Source organism: Corynebacterium phocae, assembly GCF_008693075.1.
Taxonomy (GTDB): domain Bacteria; phylum Actinomycetota; class Actinomycetes; order Mycobacteriales; family Mycobacteriaceae; genus Corynebacterium; species Corynebacterium phocae.
This window is the reverse complement of the sequence record NZ_VXKJ01000035.1, coordinates 39,216-56,966: the sequence shown is the minus strand read 5'-3', so window position 1 is coordinate 56,966 and position 17,751 is coordinate 39,216. Positions and strand designations below refer to the sequence as shown.

The window sequence follows — 17,751 nt, the reverse complement described above, 5'->3', positions numbered from 1 at the left end:
ATGGGAAACCTAGCCCTTGCGCGAAGGGCAGGAGGGGTGCTGGCCCCAGGCCACCAAGCTGCGTGCAATGCCGGCGGGGTCGTTAGCCGCCACGATGGACTCGCCCACCAGCACGGCGTCCGCGCCATGGGAGGCGTAGTCCAAAAGGTTGCGGCCTGTTTCAATGCCCCCGATGGCTATTTTTATCACCGACTCGGGCATACCGGGCACGATGTTGGCAAAGGCCTCGCGGTACATGGCATCGGATTCTAGGGACCAGGCGGAAATTCCTATGACCGAAGCCCCGGCTTCCAGGGCGCGGTCTGCCTCTGCGGAGGACCGAACCTCCAGCAACGCGGTCATACCCAAGGACTCAATTCGGTCAAGCAGGGACACCAACCGCGCCTGGTCCATGAGCTCTACCTGCAGGGGTACCATGTCCGCGCCCCAACAACGGGCTTCGTGGATTTGGTACGGGTCCACGATGATATCGCGGCATATCAGGGGCACGGTGGTGGCGGAATGGACGGCGCACATGTCCTCGACGCTGCCGTGAAAGCGGCGTTTGTCGGTCTGGACGGCCATGAGCCTCACCCCCACGCTTTCGAGCTCATAGGCTAGCTGCCCCATCTTGTCCGGGGAGTCCAGATTGGTAATCTCACCCCGGTAGGGAACGGCGCGCTTGAGCTCAGTAATGACGGTACATCCTGGCCCTAGTAAGGCCTTCTTTGCGTCGCGTGGGGGCTCGGACAAGGACCGGGACCTGGCTTTGATGTCTTGGAAGGAAACCTTGGCCTCGCGGGCGGCTACATCCTCTAGAACTCCAGCAACTATCCGGTCCACGGCAAGGGAACGCGGCGCTGCGATGTGAGCGTTCATGGCCACCCCCTTTAGTGCTGTGCAAGAAGTCTAGACCCCTCCAAGGCTAGCCCGCCGCCCTAACTGCGATGAAATTGGCAACCGCAGCGGGGGGTAGCTCAGCGGCGATCAGTGGGGTCGATATCCGCGTCCAGGGCGTCCCACATGACACGGCCGGAGTCCGGGGAGTCTGCCAGGTCTTGCTCTAACCGTGCGGCCCGTACCGCACCGGTCTCATATTTATTCGCAGCGGCAGCGCGGGAGGTAGCGCCCATGAATGACAAGACTCCCCCCACTACCGCCAGAGCGCCGCCGGCCACGGCTAGGACCGGGCCTAGCGAGTTGACGGCAACGTCGGTGACTTCGGCCCAGGCTGGAATGCTCACGCTGTCTTGCGCGCTGCCTTCGGCAGAAGATCCGGCGTTGCGCAGCAAGTCACGCACCCGCTGGGCGTTGGCCCCGTAGAGCAGCAGCGTCAGCGGACGCCACGCCACGCCCGCGCCGGCCAGCGCCACGATGACACCGACCGCCCGGCGCGCCCAGCCACGCAAGGCCATTCCGGCTATAGATCCGCACAGAACCAGCAGCATGACTGAGCTCAGCTCCAGTGACCACAAGGAACCGACCAAGTCCACATCACGCAACCCGGCTTTGTCATCTGAAATCCCGGCGCTAACCCACACCATCCTGCCGGATACCAACAACGCGATGACGGCAGCCCACAAAAGCAACGGTGGTAGTAGTTTTTTCATGCTTTATTTTCTTTCCAGAAGCGGGTCCGCGTCAAAGCAGGTGCGATCACCTGTATGGCAAGCGCCACCGGTCTGCTCGACGGTAAGCAGCACGGTATCTCCGTCACAATCCAGGCGCACCTCCCGCACGCGCTGAACGTTGCCGGAGGTCAGACCTTTGACCCAGTATTCTTGGCGGGAACGCGAATAGTAAGTCCCCTGCGCGGTAGCCAGCGTGTAGGCCAGGGCATGGGAGTCCATCCAGGCCAGCATGAGCACCTCACCGGTATCGGCCTGCGCGATGGCCGGCACCAGACCCTGGTCGTTGAATTTCACCCGGGCGGCCACGGCCGGATCCAGCTGCGCTTGTTCAGGGCTCACCGGCGCACCTCGCATCCCGATGCCGCCAAAGCGTCCTTGACCTCAGCAATAGTAACGTCCCCGAAGTGGAAGATAGACGCCGCCAGCACGGCGTCAGCGCCCGCTTCCACCGCCGGCGGAAAGTCCGCAGCTTTGCCGGCCCCGCCGGAGGCAATCACCGGTACGTTGACCGCAGCGCGCACGAGCCGGATGAGTTCCACGTCAAAGCCTTCACGCGTGCCGTCACCGTCCATGGAGTTGAGAAGGATCTCCCCCACCCCCATTTCCTGGCCTAATTGCGCCCACTCAATGGCGTCTAGGCCTGCCGACTGAGATCCGCCGTGTGTGGTGACCTCAAAGCCGGAGGGGTAACGCTGCGGGTCGGGCGCGCGCCGGGCGTCCACTGATAACACGATGCACTGTGAGCCGAAGATCTCCGCCAATTCCCGCAATAACTCCGGGCGGGCTATAGCAGAGGAGTTCACCGAGACCTTATCCGCGCCGGCGCGCAGCAACTCGCGGACATCTGCGGCGCTACGGACGCCGCCGCCTACTGTCAGGGGGATGAAGACGGCATCGGCAGTACGGCGCACGACCTCTAACATGGTGCCGCGGCCCTGTTTGGACGCGGAGACGTCCAGGAAAGTGAGCTCATCTGCGCCCATGGCGTCATAGCGCGCGGCCAGCTCCACCGGGTCCCCCGCGTCACGCAGGTTCTCAAAATTGACGCCTTTGACCACCCGGCCGCTATCTACGTCCAGGCACGGGATTACGCGTACTGCTAAAGCCATCTACTTACTTCCTTTGATTGCGTCCATTATCGTGGCGTGGACCTGCTCAGTCCCAACCACCAGGCCGGGCGATCCCGCCCGCCAGGGGTTGCCATTGGTGTCGGTGGCCACCAACCCTGCCGCAGTGGCCAGCAGGGCCCCAGCGGCGTTATCCCAAGGGTGGGCGGAGAAATTTACGGCGCCAGCAAACACCCGTTGCGCCGCCAGCGCGGAGTCTAGGCCCACCGACCCAGTCATGCGCAGGCGCAGCTGCGTAGCTGCCAGGCGCGCGAAGACGTCCTTGTCCATCTGGGAAGATATTCCCACATGGACGTTGGGGTGGGTCTTGGCCCCGCCCCGCGTGCGCAGCGCCACGCCGTGGGCCGCAGCGAGCCGGCGGCCTAGCAGGGGGAAGCTGGCCACCGCGGCTACGGGTTGGCCGCCCTTGAGCAGCGCCAGCAGGATCCCGCACATGGGAATGCCCGCGGAGTAGTTGGTGGTGCCGTCAATGGGATCTACCACCCACACCGGGTCCGCTACATCACTTCCGCCGTACTCTTCTCCGTGCACGTCCAGGCCGGTCATCTGCGTGAGCAGGCTACGCAGCCGCCGCTCGATGTCCAAATCAACGTGGGTGGCAAAGTCCCCCGCGCCCTTGTCGTGCGCCGGCCGCGCCCCTTGCCCGGCCAGGAAGAGGGGCTCTACCTCATCTATAGCGGCTTCGGCGAAGGCCAGCAGCCCGCCGGTTTCTAGTTCCTCGGCCATCCGGGCTTAAATTCCTGCTTCCGGCGGCAGCGGGTTTACCTGCGCCACGGCGCGCAGGGCTTTCGGGAGGGTAAACGCCTTTTCATAGAGGGCCTTGCCCACGATTGCGGAGTCGATCCCCTCGTTGAGGTAGCGCGCCAGTTCCTCCAGGTCCGCCACCGTAGAGACGCCGCCGGACGCGGTAACCTTGGCCTCCGTGGCAGCGGCTACATCGCGCAAGATATCGACGTTTGGTCCGGTGAGGGTTCCGTCACGGCTCACATCGGTGACCACAAAGCGTTGGCAGCCGGCCTGGTCCAGGCGCTCCAGGACTTCCCAGACATCCCCGCCGTCTGATTCCCAGCCGCGCCCCCGCGTGCGCCACTGGCCGTCTATTTCCTGCACCGCCAAGTCAACCGCGATCTTGTCCCCGTATTTATCTAAGACCGTGGCTATCCACTCCGGCTGCTCCAGGGCGGCCGTTCCAATGTTGACCCGGTGGGCACCGGTGGCAAGCGCGCGCTCCAAAGAAGCGTCATCGCGGATACCGCCGGTGAGCTCCACCTTGATATCCAGCCGGGCAACTATCTGCGCTAGTAGCTCGTGGTTGTCCCCGCGCCCGAAAGCGGCGTCTAGGTCAACGCAGTGCAGCCAGGTTGCCCCCTGCTCCTGCCAAGCGAGCGCGGCCGCGAAGGGGTCCCCGTAGGACTTTTCCGTCCCGGCCTTGCCCTGGTCTAGGCGCACGGCTTGGCCGCCTACTACGTCTACTGCGGGAAGAAGTTCAAAGCTCATCAGCATTCCTTAAAGGGTTTTCATCCAGTTTTCTAACAGGTGGGCGCCGGCGTCGCCGGATTTTTCGGGGTGAAACTGCGTGGCCCACAGCGCGCCGTTTTCCACGGCGGCTACAAACCTACCCCCGCCGTATTCGGCCCATGTGACCGTGGGCTCGGTGGTGATGTCTGTTTCTAGTTCCCAGCGGCGGGCCCCGTAGGAGTGCACGAAGTAAAACCGCTCCTGGGAAATTCCGTCGAACATGTCCGTGGGGCCGTCTACCGCCACGGTGTTCCAGCCCATGTGTGGCAACACCGGGGCCTGGAGCCGTTCGATTGCGCCGGGCCACTCCCCGCAGCCCGGGACAAAGTGGCCGTGCTCCCGGCCTTCCTCAAAAAGGACCTGCATTCCTACGCAGATACCCATCACCGGCCGGCCGCCGGCTAGGCGCTGGCCAATCACACGGGGCCCGTGTACTGCCTTGAGGCCGTCCATGCAGGCCCTGAACGCGCCCACGCCCGGCACCAGTAGGCCTTGCGCCTCCACGGCCACTTTGGGGTCAGCGGTGACGGTGACGCGCGCGCCTACTCTTTCGAGCGCGCGCTGGGCGCTGCGAATGTTTCCGGCGCCGTAGTCAAGCAGCGCAACACTGGGTTTTTCAGTCATGGCTTATAGCTTACGCAACCGCTTTAGGCGCGTCTTGATGTTGTCGTATTCCGCGACGCGGTGTGCGCCCAGGTAGGAGTCCAGGCCGGTCATCAGCACGCCGGAGAGGATGACCAGGGAGCCCACTGCAAAGGCCGGGGCGTAGTTTTCCCCGATGATAAGCACGGCCAGGACCACGGAGCCCAGCCCCGTGCCGGCGTCGTAGAAGATGTTCCACACGGCGGAGGCTTCTGAGACGCGGTGGCGCGGCAGGCGGGCGAACATGGACAGCAGGGCCTCGTTTTGGATAACGCCGAAGGCCGCGCCAAAGATCCCGGCACCGATAGCCAGCGCCCACACGGACCAGCCCATATACAGTCCCACGGCCAGGAACATCACCCCGAAAAATCCCGCAAATTGGGCGGGGATGGTCAAGCCGTCCGGCTTGCCGCTGCGGTCAGCCACCACGCCGGCCACGTAGCGTGAGACCATGGCAAAGCCGCCCACGATTGATAGCATGATGCCGCCCAGGACCGCCCCGGAACCGGGGTCGATGGAGCGCACGGCGGCGGGTAGGAAGGAAGACACCAGGCCGTAGGTCATAGACAGCGTGGTCACCGACAGCGCGGGGACTAACACCAGCTTCCACATGGACACCTGCTTGGGTGCGTCGGCTGCCTTTTCCAGCGCGTCGTCAACCATGGCGTTGGGTTTAAGCCGAGGTAGGGGTAGACACATGACCATGCCAAAGACGCCAAACACGCAGGCGACAATGAATGCCACGTCAAAGCTCCAAATATCAGAGATTGCCAGGCCCAGCGGCAAGAAGACCATCTGCGCTAGGCCAATGCACACGCCCAAGGCACCGGTGGCCTTGCCTAAAAACCGCAGGGGTACCAGTTCAGCGACGAAGGCCGCCTGGGCCACGGTCAGCGCGCCGAAGCCTACGCCGCGAAGCCCGGAAAACAGCAGCGCTTGCCACGCCTCCATGCCCAGCATGTGCCCCAGGGCTGGTGCGCCCAACATAAACGCCGATGCCGCCATCACCGGACTGTAGCCCCACTTGCGCAGCATCCAGGGGGTAAAGACCTGGGTGCCAACGGTGGCGGCCATAAATACTCCGGTGGTCGCGCCGGCCAGGCCGGAGGAGCCGCCGGATTCGAGTACCGCGAGGGGTAGGAGCGGAAGGAGTAGGGACCAGGCACCGAAGGCCGCCATCACGGCGGCCATGGTGGCACCAAATCCCGGTATCTTCCACAAGCTCGTATTCGGCTGAGCTACGCCGGTCCCGGTGAGATCTGCCACGATAAAATTAACTCCCCATTTCTGAAATCATCCACGCGATGGCGGCGGCAAAGGTTACTGTTGCCAAGATAGCAGCCATTACGGTTAGACCTTTTTGTTCGTTTTGATATCCCGCCCAGGCGCCCCCCACTAAGAGGCCGGCCAGGAGGAATAGGACCCACACTCCCAGGAACACCGCTACAGGGCTCCCTTGGTGGAAGGGATTCCGCAGGTGCGCGGATCCATCTCATAGGCTTGACGCAGAGCACGGGCCACGGCCTTGTATTCGGCCTCCGTGATGTGGTGCGGGTCCCGGCCGTAGCGGACGTTGACGTGCAAGGTGATGGCGGCGTGCGCGGCCAGGGTTTCAAAGAAGTGCCGGTTAATCACGGTGGCGTAGTGCCCTCCGATGACCTGCCACTGCATATTTTCTGGTTCGCCGTTCATCACAAAGTAGGCGCGCCCGGAGATATCAACCACGGCCTCAACCAGGGTTTCATCCATGGGCAGGAGCTGGGATCCGAACCGGCGGATGCCGGACTTGTCCCCCACCGCTTGGGCCAGTGCCTGGCCTAAGACAATAGCGGTGTCTTCTACGGTGTGGTGGGCGTCAAGCTCTATGTCTCCTTCTGCACGGACTGTGAGGTCAAAGCTGCCGTGGACGCACAATGCGGTAAGCATGTGGTTAAAAAACGGCAGCCCAGTGGAGATGTCTGCTTTCCCGGTGCCGTCCAGGTTGACCTCCACCGTTATTTTAGATTCGGAGGTTTCCCGGGAAGCGCTGGCTACCCTTGTGGTTGTCATTTTAGCTTTCGTCCTTCAAGTTGTGGATTTCTTCTGCGGCTGCCAGGAAGGCGTCGTTTTCGGCGGGCACACCAATGGTGGTTCGCAGGAAGCCCGGCTGGCCAACGTCGCGGATTAAGACCCCGCGCTCTAGGAACTTCTCCCATACTAAGTGTTGGTTGGCAAAGCGGCCAAAGAACACAAAGTTGGACTCACTGGGAACTACGTCAAATCCCCACTGCTGCAACTGGGCGGAGACGCGGTCGCGCTCCTTGGCCAACTTGGCCACGGTAGCCAGCGTGTCAGCGCTGTGGTTTAGCGCCACGATAGCGGCCGCTTGTGACAGCGTGGACAGGTGGTATGGCAAGCGCACCAGCATGACTGCTTCCACGAAGGCAGGGCTGGCCACGAAGTAGCCTAGCCGCCCGCCCGCGAAGTCAAAGGCCTTGGACATGGTGCGCGAAATCACCAGCTTGCCCGGGTACTTTTGCAGCAGCGTGGCCGCAGACGGGCTCGGGGAAAATTCCATATAGGCCTCATCCACTATCACTATGCCCGGAGCCAGCGCGGTGATTTTATCAATCAGAGCAAGGTCCGTGACGTCCCCGGTGGGGTTGTTGGGCGTGGTGATAAACACCACGTCCGGCTGGTGGGTGTGGACTGCTTCTAGCGCCCGCACCTCATCAATCCGGAAATCTTCCCCCCGCGGGCAATCAATGAATTTAGTCTGCGTGCCCGCGGCCAGGATGGGGTGCATGGAGTAGCTAGGGCCAAAGCCCAGCGCCGTGCGGCCTGGCCCACCAAAGGCCTGCAGCAGCTGTTGTAGTACCTCATTGGATCCGTTGGCCGCCCAGACGTTGTCGACTCCCACGCTCACGCCGGTCTGTCCACTGAAGTAGCGTGCCAGCGCCGTGCGCAGCTCCACGGCGTCGCGTTCCGGATAGCGGTTGAGGCTAGCGCCCAAATCCTCCACTGCCGCCACCAGGTCGGCCACCAAGGCAGGGCTGGGTGAATAGGGATTTTCGTTCGTGTTGAGCTGGTTGGCCACCTGCAGCTGCGGCGCGCCGTAGGGCGATTGCCCGCGCAGCTCCGGGCGCAGCGGCAGGTCTTGTAGTTCCACCGTTTTCATTGGCTAGAGTTCTCCTTCGAATCGCGCGCGGATGGCCTCCCCGTGGGCGGGCAGGAATTCAGCGTCGGCAAAATTAATAATGTGCGGGGCGATCTCCGCCAAGCCCTCCCGCGAGTATTCAATGAGATTAACCGGGCGCAAGAAGGTGTGGGTTGACAGCCCCGCAGAAAACCTGGCGGTACCGGAGGTGGGCAGGACGTGGTTGGAGCCTGCAGAGTAGTCCCCCAGCGGCACTGGCGAATATTCGCCCACAAAAATGGCGCCGGCGTGGGATATGCGGCGTGCCACGGCGGGGGCATCGGCAGTGTGGATTTCTAGGTGCTCAGCGGCGTAGGCGTTGGCCACCGCCACTGCCTGGTCAATTCCATCAACCAGGACTATCCCGGACTGCTCACCCCGCAGGGCTTCTTCCGCCCGCTGGGCGTTGGCCGTGACCTGGTAGCGGCGCTGAACTTCCGCGTCTACCCGCTGGGCCAGCTCCGGGGAGTCGGTAATCAACACACTGGCCGCCATCGGGTCATGTTCCGCCTGGCTAATCAAGTCATAGGCCACGAATACCGGGTTGGCGGTGGAGTCAGCGATGATGGCAATCTCGGTAGGGCCGGCCTCCGCGTCCGTGCCCACTACCCCGCGCACCGCGCGCTTGGCCGCAGTGACAAAAATATTGCCGGGGCCGGTGATGATGTCCACCGGATCGAGGGGGCCAGCCCCGCAGCCGGGATTGTCATCACCGTAGGCCAGTAGCGCGACGGCCTGTGCGCCGCCCACCGCCCACACCTCATCTACGCCCAAGATGTGGCACGTGGCCAAGATGGTGGGGTGCGGCAAACCGCCGTGGTCTTTTTGCGGCGGGGAGCACACCACGGTGGACTGTGCCCCGGCGGCCTGCGCGGGGACCGCGTTCATGATCACTGAGGAGGGGTAGACGGCCTTGCCGCCCGGGACGTACAAACCCACGCGTTCGATGGGCGCAAAGATCTCCGTCACCTGCGCCCCCGGCCCCAGCCGCGTGGTGTGTTCTTGTGGCTTTTGGTCTTCATGGACCTGGCGTACGCGCCGGATAGATTCCTCGATTGCCTGGCGCACCTGCGGGTCAAGGGCTGCGGCGGCGTCCGCGCAAACCTTGCGGGGCACGCGGATACCCTCCGGCCTCACGCCATCGAACTTCTCCCCGTAATCCAGCGCCGCCTGCGCGCCCCTGTCACGCACAGCCGCGACAATCGGCTCCACCGTCGCGGACACGCTGGCCACGTCGACGCCACCGCGCGGCAATGCCCGGCGGATAGCCGCCAGACTCAGCTGCTTTTCGCGCAAATCCGTATACCTCAACATGACAATCCTCAACTTTCCCGGGACGGGACCTTTTCTGCACTCCGACCGATTTTCATACTTGGCCTATCTTATACAAGGCGGGGTCAAATAGCGGCCAAAAGCCGGGACGCAGGGTAAGGGGAAGAACAAAGCCGAGAGCTTTGAAACGCCACATGAGCGAGGAAACCCACCGCCGGAAACGGGACCCGGAATCAGAGGACGTAAAGACAACCCCAGTGGGTCCGTCCCACCTGCAAAGGCTCGCACCGGGCACCGCTATCAACGCCGCCACCGCCTGGCCCCTAGTGCGCCGGGGTATCTGAGCGTCAGCTCCGCAGTACGCTAGGCCAGCCCCGGCATCACCCCGGGGGCGCGGCCTAGCTAGGCTGCGCGGGGGCCGTGGCCGGCCAAGCGGATTCCGCGCTGACAAACGCCGCGGACCAATAGGAGGTCATCGCTGCTAGAGGTGCGGCCGCGAAACCCACTCCGGGACTAAAAGCCGGTACCCAGGAAATTGCGCCCCTGGCACCCGGCTCTAACTCCGGCGCGGTCGCGGAGCCGAATACGTAAAAAGCCGCAGCGCCGGCTAAAGCAACCGCGCCGGACCACAGCAGCATAGCCACCCCACGGGAATCGCGCCCCCGCGCGAAGGCCAGCAGGCCCAGCGCCAGGGCTGGGACTGCGGTAAGTATCACGAACCAACCAAAGGATGCGAACTGGACGTTGGCCACTGTGTCAATGGCAATCTGGGCACCGCCATTCACTGTTGGCGTCGCGTGCCCGGTTAATCTTGGCCGGTTAAGCCCCCACAAGGCACCCGCCGCTGAGTAAAAGACCAGCGCGCACGCCAACAACCCCGCGCCGAATCCAACGGCGCGGGGCAAAAGTTGTGGGAATGCCAACATTAGGTCTGGCTGCTACGCAAGCTTTGGTTTACTAGCTCTGGCAGAAAGTCCAGGTGCCGTTTTCCTTGCGGAAGCGCATGGTGGAGGAATCTTCTCCCTCCGGGGTTTTAACGGTGACCAGCGCGGAGGCTTCGTCGCCCTTGAGCAGAACGTTGTCCAGACCCAGCAGGTTGTTTTCTCCCCAGCCGGGAACCATCTGGGTCATAGGGATGTCTGGAATCTGGTTCAGGTCAAGATTGGCCAGCTCTGGCGGCTGATTAGCAAGAATGGACTGGCAGGTGTGCTGCGGGATGTAGCCGGTGAAAGAGCGCAAGGAATTCTGTGCGTAGATGCCGCGGACTAGGCCATGAAGTTGGTCAACCACTTCTTGTGGCGCGGGCTGTCCGCCATCAACTGGTGGCTGGGGTGCGACCGGAGGCAGGCCGTTTTCCACGGGGTTAGCCAGGGTCTCTGCCGGAACGTCAGGTTGGGCTTCCTGCTCCGCAGGGGCGGGCGCTGGAGGCGCAGGCTCTTCCTTCTTGGAGGATTCTTCCTCCTTCTTGGTGGTGGTCTCAGTGGTCTCCGGGGCCTTCTCGGAGCTCTTAGTAGACGACTTCACGGCGGTGGTCGTTGAGGTAAGCGGTGCGTCCTCAGCGTCATCTGAGTTTCCGCAAGCAGCAAGGGCCAACGGCAGCGTCAGAGCCAGAGCGATAACGGACTTCCGGGCAGGGGTGCGAAAAGACAAGATAACTCCAAACATATTGGTGAATATTTTTCTAAACCATAATAACCGAACAGGTTTCATACCTTTAACATCAGCCCTAATTCTCAGGGAGGTGATGGCGGCTCAAACAGTTACGTTAGCCAACTCTAACGCCAACTCCTTTCCAAAGATTCTTAAAATCTTGAAAATAACCTGTGAACTTCGTGCCGGTTCCACGTGACTGTTGTCCAGGGGTGTCCGCCATCGGGTGGTGTAGCTCTGACTAGACTCGGTGGTGTGCACCTTAACCGCGAACTAATAATCTCTACCGCCCTGGACATTCTGGATGAATACGGCTTGGGGGACACAACCATGCGCCGGATAGCCGGCAACTTGGGTGTGGCACCGGGCGCGCTGTACTGGCACATCAGCAACAAGCAGGCGCTCATCGCGGCCTTGGCGGACAAAATTATCTATCCGGTCAGTGGGGATACCCCGCACGAGCTGGCGCTGAGCCTGCGCGAGTGCTTGCTCGCCCACCGTGACGGCGCGGAGGTGGTTACCGCCGGACTGTCCCAGCCGGGCAATCACACGTGGGAGCAGCTCGTGACCACATTCGCGGGTCCGCTGACCGAGTTGGGAATCCCCGCGCCCTCCGCCGCAGTTGGGGCCCGCGCCATAGCGCACCTGGTGTTGGGGGCTACCACCATGGAGCAAGCGTGGCACCAGCTACAGCACGCCCAGGCTGCCGATGCCGCCCCTGCCGCCACCACCGCCAGCGCCGGCGCAGCAGAACTCAAGCACGGGGTTGCGGTTATTATCGCTGGTCTGGTGGCCACTGGCCGCGGTGACTAGGGTCTAGCGCCAAGGTTTGAATTATCCCCGCCCCGCGCCGCGTGAAACCACAATCCCCCTGACTTGGGTTAGGCTGTTCCACCATGAGCAAAAACATAACCACGCTTCCCGGCCACCGCTCCCCGCTAGGCGCAACCTACGACGGGGCCGGCACCAATTTCGCCCTCTTTTCCCAAGTGGCCGAGGCGGTAGAGCTTTGCCTAATTGACGAAGACAACAACGAAACCCGTATTCCTGTCACCGAGGTCCACGCCTACGTGTGGCACATCTACCTTCCGGGCGTTGGCCCCGGACAGCGCTACGGTTACCGTGTCCACGGCCCCTACGATCCGGAAAACGGCCTGCGCTGTGATCCTTCCAAGCTGTTGGTGGACCCCTACGCCCGCGTTTTTGACGGTGAATTTGACGGCCACGCTTCTTTGTATTCCTATGACATTCATTCCCAACCTCCGGGCACCGGCCGCAATACCGAAGACTCCTTGGGGCACACGCGCTTGTCCACCGTCATCAACCCGTATTTTGACTGGAAAAACGACCGCCATCCCAACATCCCGGACAATGAGATGGTCATCTACGAAACCCACGTCAAGGGTATGACCCAGACCCACCCTGAGGTGCCAGAGGAGATCCGGGGCACCTACGCGGGTATGGCCCACCCCGCTATCATCGAGTACTTCAAAGACCTGGGCGTAACCTCCGTGGAGCTCATGCCCGTGCACCAATTCCTTCAGGATGACCGGCTCCGCGAGCTGGGGCTGCGCAACTACTGGGGGTATAACACCTTTGGTTTCTTTGCTCCCCACACCGAATACGCGGCCGCCCAGAATCCCGGGGAGATGGTCGCGGAGTTCAAGGCCATGGTCCGCGCCTACCATGACGCCGGCCTGGAAGTTATCTTGGACGTTGTCTATAACCACACTGCTGAGGGCAACCATTTGGGCCCCACTATTGCTTTTAGGGGCATCGACAACGCTGCTTATTACCGCCTAGTCGACGGGGACGCCCGGCACTACATGGACTACACCGGCACCGGAAACTCTCTCAATGTGCGCCATCCGTACTCCCTGCAGATGATCATGGATTCCCTGCGCTACTGGGTGGAAGAAATGCACGTTGACGGCTTCCGTTTTGACCTGGCCGCTACCCTCGCGCGCGAGCTTAACGACGTAGACAAACTGGCAACCTTCTTTGACCTGGTCCAGCAGGACCCGGTGGTCTCCCAGGTCAAGCTCATCGCCGAGCCCTGGGATATTGGCCACGACGGCTACCAGGTGGGCAACTTCCCACCGATTTGGAGCGAGTGGAACGGCAAGTACCGCGACACCGTACGCGACTTCTGGCGCGGCGAGCCCTCCACCCTGGGCGAGTTTGCTTCCCGGCTGACCGGTTCCTCTGACCTGTACGGCAACAACGACCGCCGCCCCACCGCGTCTATCAACTTCATCACGGCACACGATGGCTTTACGCTCAAGGACCTAGTGAGCTACAACGAAAAGCACAACGCCGCCAACGGGGAGGACAACCGCGACGGGGAATCACACAACCGCTCCTGGAACCACGGCGAGGAAGGCGACACCGACAACGAAGATGTGCTGAAGCTGCGCCGCCGCCAGATGCGCAACTTCATGACCACCCTGCTGTTGTCGCAGGGCACGCCGATGATAGCCCACGGGGATGAGTTCGGCCGCACCCAGCACGGTAACAACAACGTCTACGCGCAGGACAACGAGCTTTCCTGGATGGACTGGTCCTTGCTCGACCGGGAGAAAAACGCCAATTTCCACAAGTTTGTCCAAAGGCTCATCAACATCAGGCGCAACCACCCGGTCTTCCGCCGGCGCCGTTTCCTAGACGGCGGCCCGCTGGGCGCAGACGTCCGGGACCGCGATATCGCCTGGATGGTTCCCTCCGGAAAGCTTATGACCCAAGACGACTGGGGCCACCACTTTGGCCGCTCCCTTATGGTCTACCTCAACGGAGACGCCATCACGGAGACCGATGAGCACGGCCAACACATTGAGGATGATTCCTTCATTCTCATCTTCAATGCCCACCATGAGTCGATTGAATTCACGCTGCCTCCCAAGCACTTCGGCGCGCAGTGGAAGCTGGTCGTTGATACCTCCGATGCCGGCGGCTACCCCGATCACGAGGCCCTGATTGACGCCGAAGGCACCCTAGAGGTTCTGGGGCGCACTACAATGGTGCTCAAACAAACCGCACCGCCGGAATTCGAGTAAACCCCCGTCACTGAAGGAATAACCGTGTTCGTTGCCGCCCATGGGGCCACCCTGACCGCCACCAAAACCACCCTGATAGTCGAGCATTCTCAGCTATCGCGGTCACTGGGGTGCCCCGAGCGCCTGGACATTGCGCTGGAGTCCATTACCGGGTTGGAGCACACGGAGCCAGGTGCTGCCACGTTTGGTACCCTAGCCATCTCGCGCAGCGACGCTGCGGACGTGGTAATCCGGTTTGCCCCCGGGTCCTCCCCGCAGGCGGCGCGCGATCTCATCGCAGCCGCCCAGCGCGGAGAGCTTTCCGCCGCAGCCATCCCCGGGCTGGATTTCACCGCCGTGGACGTGGAAACCGCCAACGACAACTGGGGGTCCATCTGCCAGGTGGGCGCCGTGCGCTTTCGCTCCGGCCAGGAAACTGCGGCCCGCACCTGGCTGTGCACTCCCCCGCCGGGACTCGATAAATTCCTGGACGTCAACATCTCCATCCACGGCATCAGACCCGCGGACGTCGCGGACGCTGCGCCCTTTGTTAAGGTGCTGGCGGAGATCGTGGAGTTTATTGGCCGCGACACCGTGGTGGCCCACAACGCCCAGTTCGATGGTTCCGCCCTGCGCCTGGCGTGCCGCGCCAGCCAGCAACCGGTGCCGGATCTTAAAATGGCCTGCTCGCTGGCGCTAGCCCGCGACGCCTCCCGCGCCGGGGCAATCAAGGTCGAAAACCACAAACTGCCCACCGTGGTTAGGGCCGTGGGCGCCGCGGATTTTACTCACCACGACGCCACCGAGGACGCCCGGGCCGCAGGCGCCATCATCACCGCGCTCGCCGCCACCCATGGGCACCAAGGCTCCATCGCGGACCTCTTCACCGCCCGGGGATTCGTGCTGGGCAGCGTGTCCGAAAGCCAAGTGTTCCCGGTACTCAGGCAGCACACGGCCCCGCTTAGTGCTGCCGATACCGGCGCGGGCACCGATTTCCGCGATCCCCCGGCAGCCAAAAAGCCGGCCCCACCGCGCAACCAACCCGCCCCCTGGGACGCGGTGGCCACCCCGTCCAAGATCCCGGAAGCCAACTTAGACGCCGACCCCCAAGGGCCTCTTTTTGGCCAAAACGTGACGCTAACCGGTGACTTTGCCCCCTTTGACAAGGGTGCTATCTGGGAGGCCATCGCCCAGCAGGGCGCTAAGGTGGGCAAGTCAGTTACTAAGAAAACCACCGTCCTGGTCCTGGGCACGTGGGCTACTAAAACGTCGAAGGAAAAACGCGCCGAAGAACTGATAGCCAAAGGCCAAGACATCGCGCTGTGGAGCAAAGAGCAGCTCTTTGAGACCTTGGACCTGTTCATTCCGGCCGAGGAAGACATCCAACCGCCTTTTTAACCCGCAGCAGGGAACCATTGCGCCCCGGAGTCAGTCTATGTAGTTGACAAGTATTCACCACACACATATTCCGGGGGGGACTTTGTGACCATGACGCTGGCACTAGAAGAAAACCACACTGCGGCACCGGCAGATAACCTACGCAAAACGCTGCGGCCCGTCCTGCGGCCAACCGGCCGCGACGCCCGGCCCCGGCTGAGCGACGACGGCTTTTATGACTCCGTGGCCTCGCTGGCCTTGTGTTCGGGGTTAGATGTCGCACTAACAACTGCGGACGGCACCTTCCTCAGCTACCGGGCGTTGTCCGAAGCTAACCTGGGTGTTCGCGAGGCCTGGGACGCCGCCGGGCTCAACGTAGCTACTGCCGCCTTCACCGAACGCGGCATCAAATTCGGAACCAGGGAGAATTTGGGCGGTTTGGAATTTCGGGGCTGCGGGGCACCGATTAGCGCGTGGCTTACCCACCCGCAACTATTTGAAATTTTTCACAATCACGTGTGCTCTCTGCTGCGCGCGACCAACGTAATATACTTCGCCCCGGGGACCAAGACCCTCACCGCAGTGGTGGCCTCGCCCCGGCAGGCGTACCAGCTCTTTACCCAAGCAGAAGAGGCACTTGACCCCCTGGCTCCCCGACTGGCACGGAAACCACTAGTATGGTCTAACGGCTTTCCTAAGCCCATCTAGCCCCAGTCCCCCAAGCCCAAGAAGGCAGGTGCGCCGCCCCGTGCCAGAACACTCCATCTCCCACCTGAGCAACCGCTACCACAACTGGGTTACCAAGCACCCGCTGGCAGCTGCGGAATTTTCTGATGCCATCGAAGACCTGCTCGATGACGCCGGCGTGGTCTACGACCGCGTGGCCACCCGAGTCAAGGGTTGGCCGTCGCTGAAGGCCAAGGCCAAGAAGAAAAAAGACGGCCGGCTGATGTACCCCCACCCATGGGAGGACATCAACGACTTGGTGGGCGCGCGGATTACCGTCTATCACTCCACGGTCATCCCCACCGTCATCGAGGTGCTCAGCCAATCCTTTGACATCGTGCGCTCGGTGGACAAGGCGGCAGAAACCCGCATCTCCGGGGGATTTGGTTATGGTTCCCACCACCTGGTGTGCCAAGTAACCCGTGAGGTAGAAGAACTAGCGGAATACGAGGGCCTCCGCTTTGAAATCCAACTGCGCACCGTGCTGCAGCACGCCTGGGCGGAGTTCGAACACGACATCCGTTACAAACAAGGCCCCAAGCCCCCCACCCCGCAAGTTGACCGCCTGTTCACCTTGGCCGCCGGCCTGATTGAGCTGGCGGACCAGCAGTTTGATGACATAGCCAAGCTCATGAGTACCAACACCGCCGCGCCGGCCAACGTGTCCATCAACGCCGATACCCTCCCAGGCGTCTTGGCCATGTTGCTGGGAGATACCTACCCGCGCTCACGCTCGGACCGCTACCGCTTCTTAGAAGAACTCCTGGACGCCCACGGGCTCGATAGCCTATCCGCCATCCAGGAACTCCTGGACGACAAAGAGATCAAGCGCCTCCACGCCACCATGCGCTACCGCACTCAGCCGGGGCAAATCCGCCTACTCGATGACCTGTTGTTGGCCAAGTTTGGGCGCGAACACATTACCAAGACCGCGAAATTAGGCGACCGCGCTGACCGCCGCCGGCAGCTGGGCCGCCGGCTTAAGCTGATAACCGCCGGCTAACGCACCCCGCCGCGGAACTTCTCCATTTCCCGCCGCTCCTTCTTAGTAGGCCGGCCTTGGCCACGTTCCCGCTTGGCCACCACCGGCATAAACGGGCGTGGCGGCGGTGGCGGGGCGTGGTCTTTGTAACACGTTCTGGCCACAGGGGCTCCCACGCGCTTAGCCACCGTGGCCAGCACCTCTAGATCATGTTCGTGGTGGTTGCGCCACACCCGCACCCGGTCCCCCGGCACTACCTGCTGCGCGGGCTTGACGGCCTTGCCGCCAATTTTCACGTGCCCGGCTTTCACCGCGTCTGCGGCCTCGCTGCGGGTCTTAAACATCCGCACCGCCCACACCCACGCGTCAATCCTCACGGGCTTTCCACCCGGCTGCACCGCCGCCACTAGTAATTATCTTTGTGGTTCACGATCTTTTGGATCTGCATCCAGCTATACCCACCGCCAGCAACGGCGATGATAAACCCGACTATCAGCGGCGTCCACGCCCCGGCCAGGAGCGCCAACGCAATGCCGCCGCCGGTTCCCGCCGCTACCGAGATAACGCCGCGCCGCGCGTGCGCGCGCACCGCAGCTTTGCGTTTGGCAATGGGATTATTGGGGCGTCGTTGCATAGTCAT

Annotated in this window: 21 protein-coding genes; 6 read left to right on the top strand and 15 right to left on the bottom strand. The window is 62.4% G+C overall.

The window, feature by feature from the left end:
• Window positions 1-9: 9 nt before the first annotated feature.
• The 11 genes from F4V58_RS04065 to hisD form a co-directional block, all read right to left on the bottom strand.
• The gene (locus tag F4V58_RS04065; protein WP_075733577.1) at window positions 10-858 is read right to left on the bottom strand and encodes an indole-3-glycerol phosphate synthase TrpC; all 849 of its coding nucleotides are present in this window, start codon (window positions 856-858) and stop codon (window positions 10-12) included.
• A gap of 98 nt (window positions 859-956) precedes the next feature.
• Window positions 957-1,589 (bottom strand): TIGR02234 family membrane protein, encoded by a 633-nt coding sequence (locus F4V58_RS04060; protein WP_075733576.1) that lies wholly within the window; start codon window positions 1,587-1,589, stop codon window positions 957-959.
• 3 nt (window positions 1,590-1,592) lie between these two features.
• The gene (gene hisI, locus F4V58_RS04055) at window positions 1,593-1,964 is read right to left on the bottom strand and encodes a phosphoribosyl-AMP cyclohydrolase (protein ID WP_075733575.1); all 372 of its coding nucleotides are present in this window, start codon (window positions 1,962-1,964) and stop codon (window positions 1,593-1,595) included.
• Complete coding sequence (hisF, locus tag F4V58_RS04050) at window positions 1,946-2,719, bottom strand: imidazole glycerol phosphate synthase subunit HisF (RefSeq protein WP_075733574.1); 774 nt, start codon at window positions 2,717-2,719, stop codon at window positions 1,946-1,948. Before hisF ends, hisI begins: the two co-directional genes overlap by 19 nt.
• Window positions 2,720-3,463 carry an inositol monophosphatase family protein gene (locus F4V58_RS04045; RefSeq protein ID WP_075733573.1) on the bottom strand — a complete coding sequence of 248 codons (744 nt, stop codon included), beginning with the start codon at window positions 3,461-3,463 and terminating at the stop codon, window positions 2,720-2,722.
• Between the two features lie 6 nt (window positions 3,464-3,469).
• Window positions 3,470-4,234: a bifunctional 1-(5-phosphoribosyl)-5-((5-phosphoribosylamino)methylideneamino)imidazole-4-carboxamide isomerase/phosphoribosylanthranilate isomerase PriA gene (gene priA / locus F4V58_RS04040; protein WP_075733572.1), complete on the bottom strand. Its 765-nt coding sequence runs from the start codon at window positions 4,232-4,234 to the stop codon at window positions 3,470-3,472.
• Window positions 4,235-4,243: 9 nt separating this feature from the next.
• Window positions 4,244-4,879 (bottom strand): imidazole glycerol phosphate synthase subunit HisH, encoded by a 636-nt coding sequence (gene hisH, locus F4V58_RS04035; RefSeq protein WP_075733571.1) that lies wholly within the window; start codon window positions 4,877-4,879, stop codon window positions 4,244-4,246.
• A gap of 3 nt (window positions 4,880-4,882) precedes the next feature.
• Window positions 4,883-6,163 (bottom strand): MFS transporter, encoded by a 1,281-nt coding sequence (locus F4V58_RS04030; RefSeq protein ID WP_342743303.1) that lies wholly within the window; start codon window positions 6,161-6,163, stop codon window positions 4,883-4,885.
• 177 nt (window positions 6,164-6,340) lie between these two features.
• Entirely contained in the window at window positions 6,341-6,946 is a 606-nt protein-coding gene (gene hisB, locus F4V58_RS04025; RefSeq protein WP_075733570.1) for an imidazoleglycerol-phosphate dehydratase HisB, read from the bottom strand.
• Between the two features lies 1 nt (window position 6,947).
• Window positions 6,948-8,054, bottom strand: coding sequence for a histidinol-phosphate transaminase (locus F4V58_RS04020; RefSeq protein WP_075733569.1), 1,107 nt, complete (start codon window positions 8,052-8,054; stop codon window positions 6,948-6,950).
• A gap of 3 nt (window positions 8,055-8,057) precedes the next feature.
• Window positions 8,058-9,386, bottom strand: a complete 1,329-nt coding sequence (gene hisD / locus F4V58_RS04015) for a histidinol dehydrogenase (RefSeq protein WP_075733568.1) — start codon at window positions 9,384-9,386, stop codon at window positions 8,058-8,060.
• Window positions 9,387-9,538: 152 nt separating this feature from the next.
• Here hisD and F4V58_RS12470 point away from each other — a divergent pair, with 152 nt between their 5' ends.
• Window positions 9,539-9,688, top strand: a complete 150-nt coding sequence (locus F4V58_RS12470; RefSeq protein WP_157105758.1) for a hypothetical protein — start codon at window positions 9,539-9,541, stop codon at window positions 9,686-9,688.
• Between the two features lie 54 nt (window positions 9,689-9,742).
• Here F4V58_RS12470 and F4V58_RS04010 read toward each other — a convergent pair whose 3' ends face one another.
• Both F4V58_RS04010 and F4V58_RS04005 read right to left on the bottom strand, forming a co-directional pair.
• Window positions 9,743-10,270 (bottom strand): hypothetical protein, encoded by a 528-nt coding sequence (locus tag F4V58_RS04010; protein WP_075733567.1) that lies wholly within the window; start codon window positions 10,268-10,270, stop codon window positions 9,743-9,745.
• 31 nt (window positions 10,271-10,301) lie between these two features.
• Window positions 10,302-10,994, bottom strand: coding sequence for a hypothetical protein (locus F4V58_RS04005; RefSeq protein WP_150385708.1), 693 nt, complete (start codon window positions 10,992-10,994; stop codon window positions 10,302-10,304).
• A gap of 255 nt (window positions 10,995-11,249) precedes the next feature.
• Here F4V58_RS04005 and F4V58_RS04000 point away from each other — a divergent pair, with 255 nt between their 5' ends.
• The 5 genes from F4V58_RS04000 to F4V58_RS03980 all read left to right on the top strand — a co-directional run bounded on the left by F4V58_RS04000 (window position 11,250) and on the right by F4V58_RS03980 (window position 17,132).
• Window positions 11,250-11,807, top strand: coding sequence for a TetR family transcriptional regulator (locus F4V58_RS04000; protein WP_075733563.1), 558 nt, complete (start codon window positions 11,250-11,252; stop codon window positions 11,805-11,807).
• Between the two features lie 83 nt (window positions 11,808-11,890).
• Complete coding sequence (gene glgX / locus F4V58_RS03995; protein ID WP_075733561.1) at window positions 11,891-14,047, top strand: glycogen debranching protein GlgX; 2,157 nt, start codon at window positions 11,891-11,893, stop codon at window positions 14,045-14,047.
• 24 nt (window positions 14,048-14,071) lie between these two features.
• Window positions 14,072-15,424 (top strand): exonuclease domain-containing protein, encoded by a 1,353-nt coding sequence (locus tag F4V58_RS03990; protein ID WP_075733559.1) that lies wholly within the window; start codon window positions 14,072-14,074, stop codon window positions 15,422-15,424.
• 90 nt (window positions 15,425-15,514) lie between these two features.
• A complete protein-coding gene (locus tag F4V58_RS03985; protein WP_150385707.1) occupies window positions 15,515-16,111 on the top strand; it encodes a hypothetical protein in 597 nt (198 codons plus the stop codon).
• Window positions 16,112-16,151: 40 nt separating this feature from the next.
• On the top strand, window positions 16,152-17,132 hold the full coding sequence (locus tag F4V58_RS03980; protein WP_075736485.1) for a GTP pyrophosphokinase: 981 nt from the start codon (window positions 16,152-16,154) through the stop codon (window positions 17,130-17,132).
• On the opposite strand, the gene F4V58_RS03975 is transcribed toward F4V58_RS03980, so the two are convergent.
• Both F4V58_RS03975 and F4V58_RS03970 read right to left on the bottom strand, forming a co-directional pair.
• Window positions 17,129-17,518: an RNA-binding S4 domain-containing protein gene (locus F4V58_RS03975; protein WP_075733555.1), complete on the bottom strand. Its 390-nt coding sequence runs from the start codon at window positions 17,516-17,518 to the stop codon at window positions 17,129-17,131. The genes F4V58_RS03980 and F4V58_RS03975 overlap by 4 nt on opposite strands.
• On the bottom strand, window positions 17,518-17,751 hold the full coding sequence (locus F4V58_RS03970; RefSeq protein WP_075733553.1) for a hypothetical protein: 234 nt from the start codon (window positions 17,749-17,751) through the stop codon (window positions 17,518-17,520). Before F4V58_RS03970 ends, F4V58_RS03975 begins: the two co-directional genes overlap by 1 nt.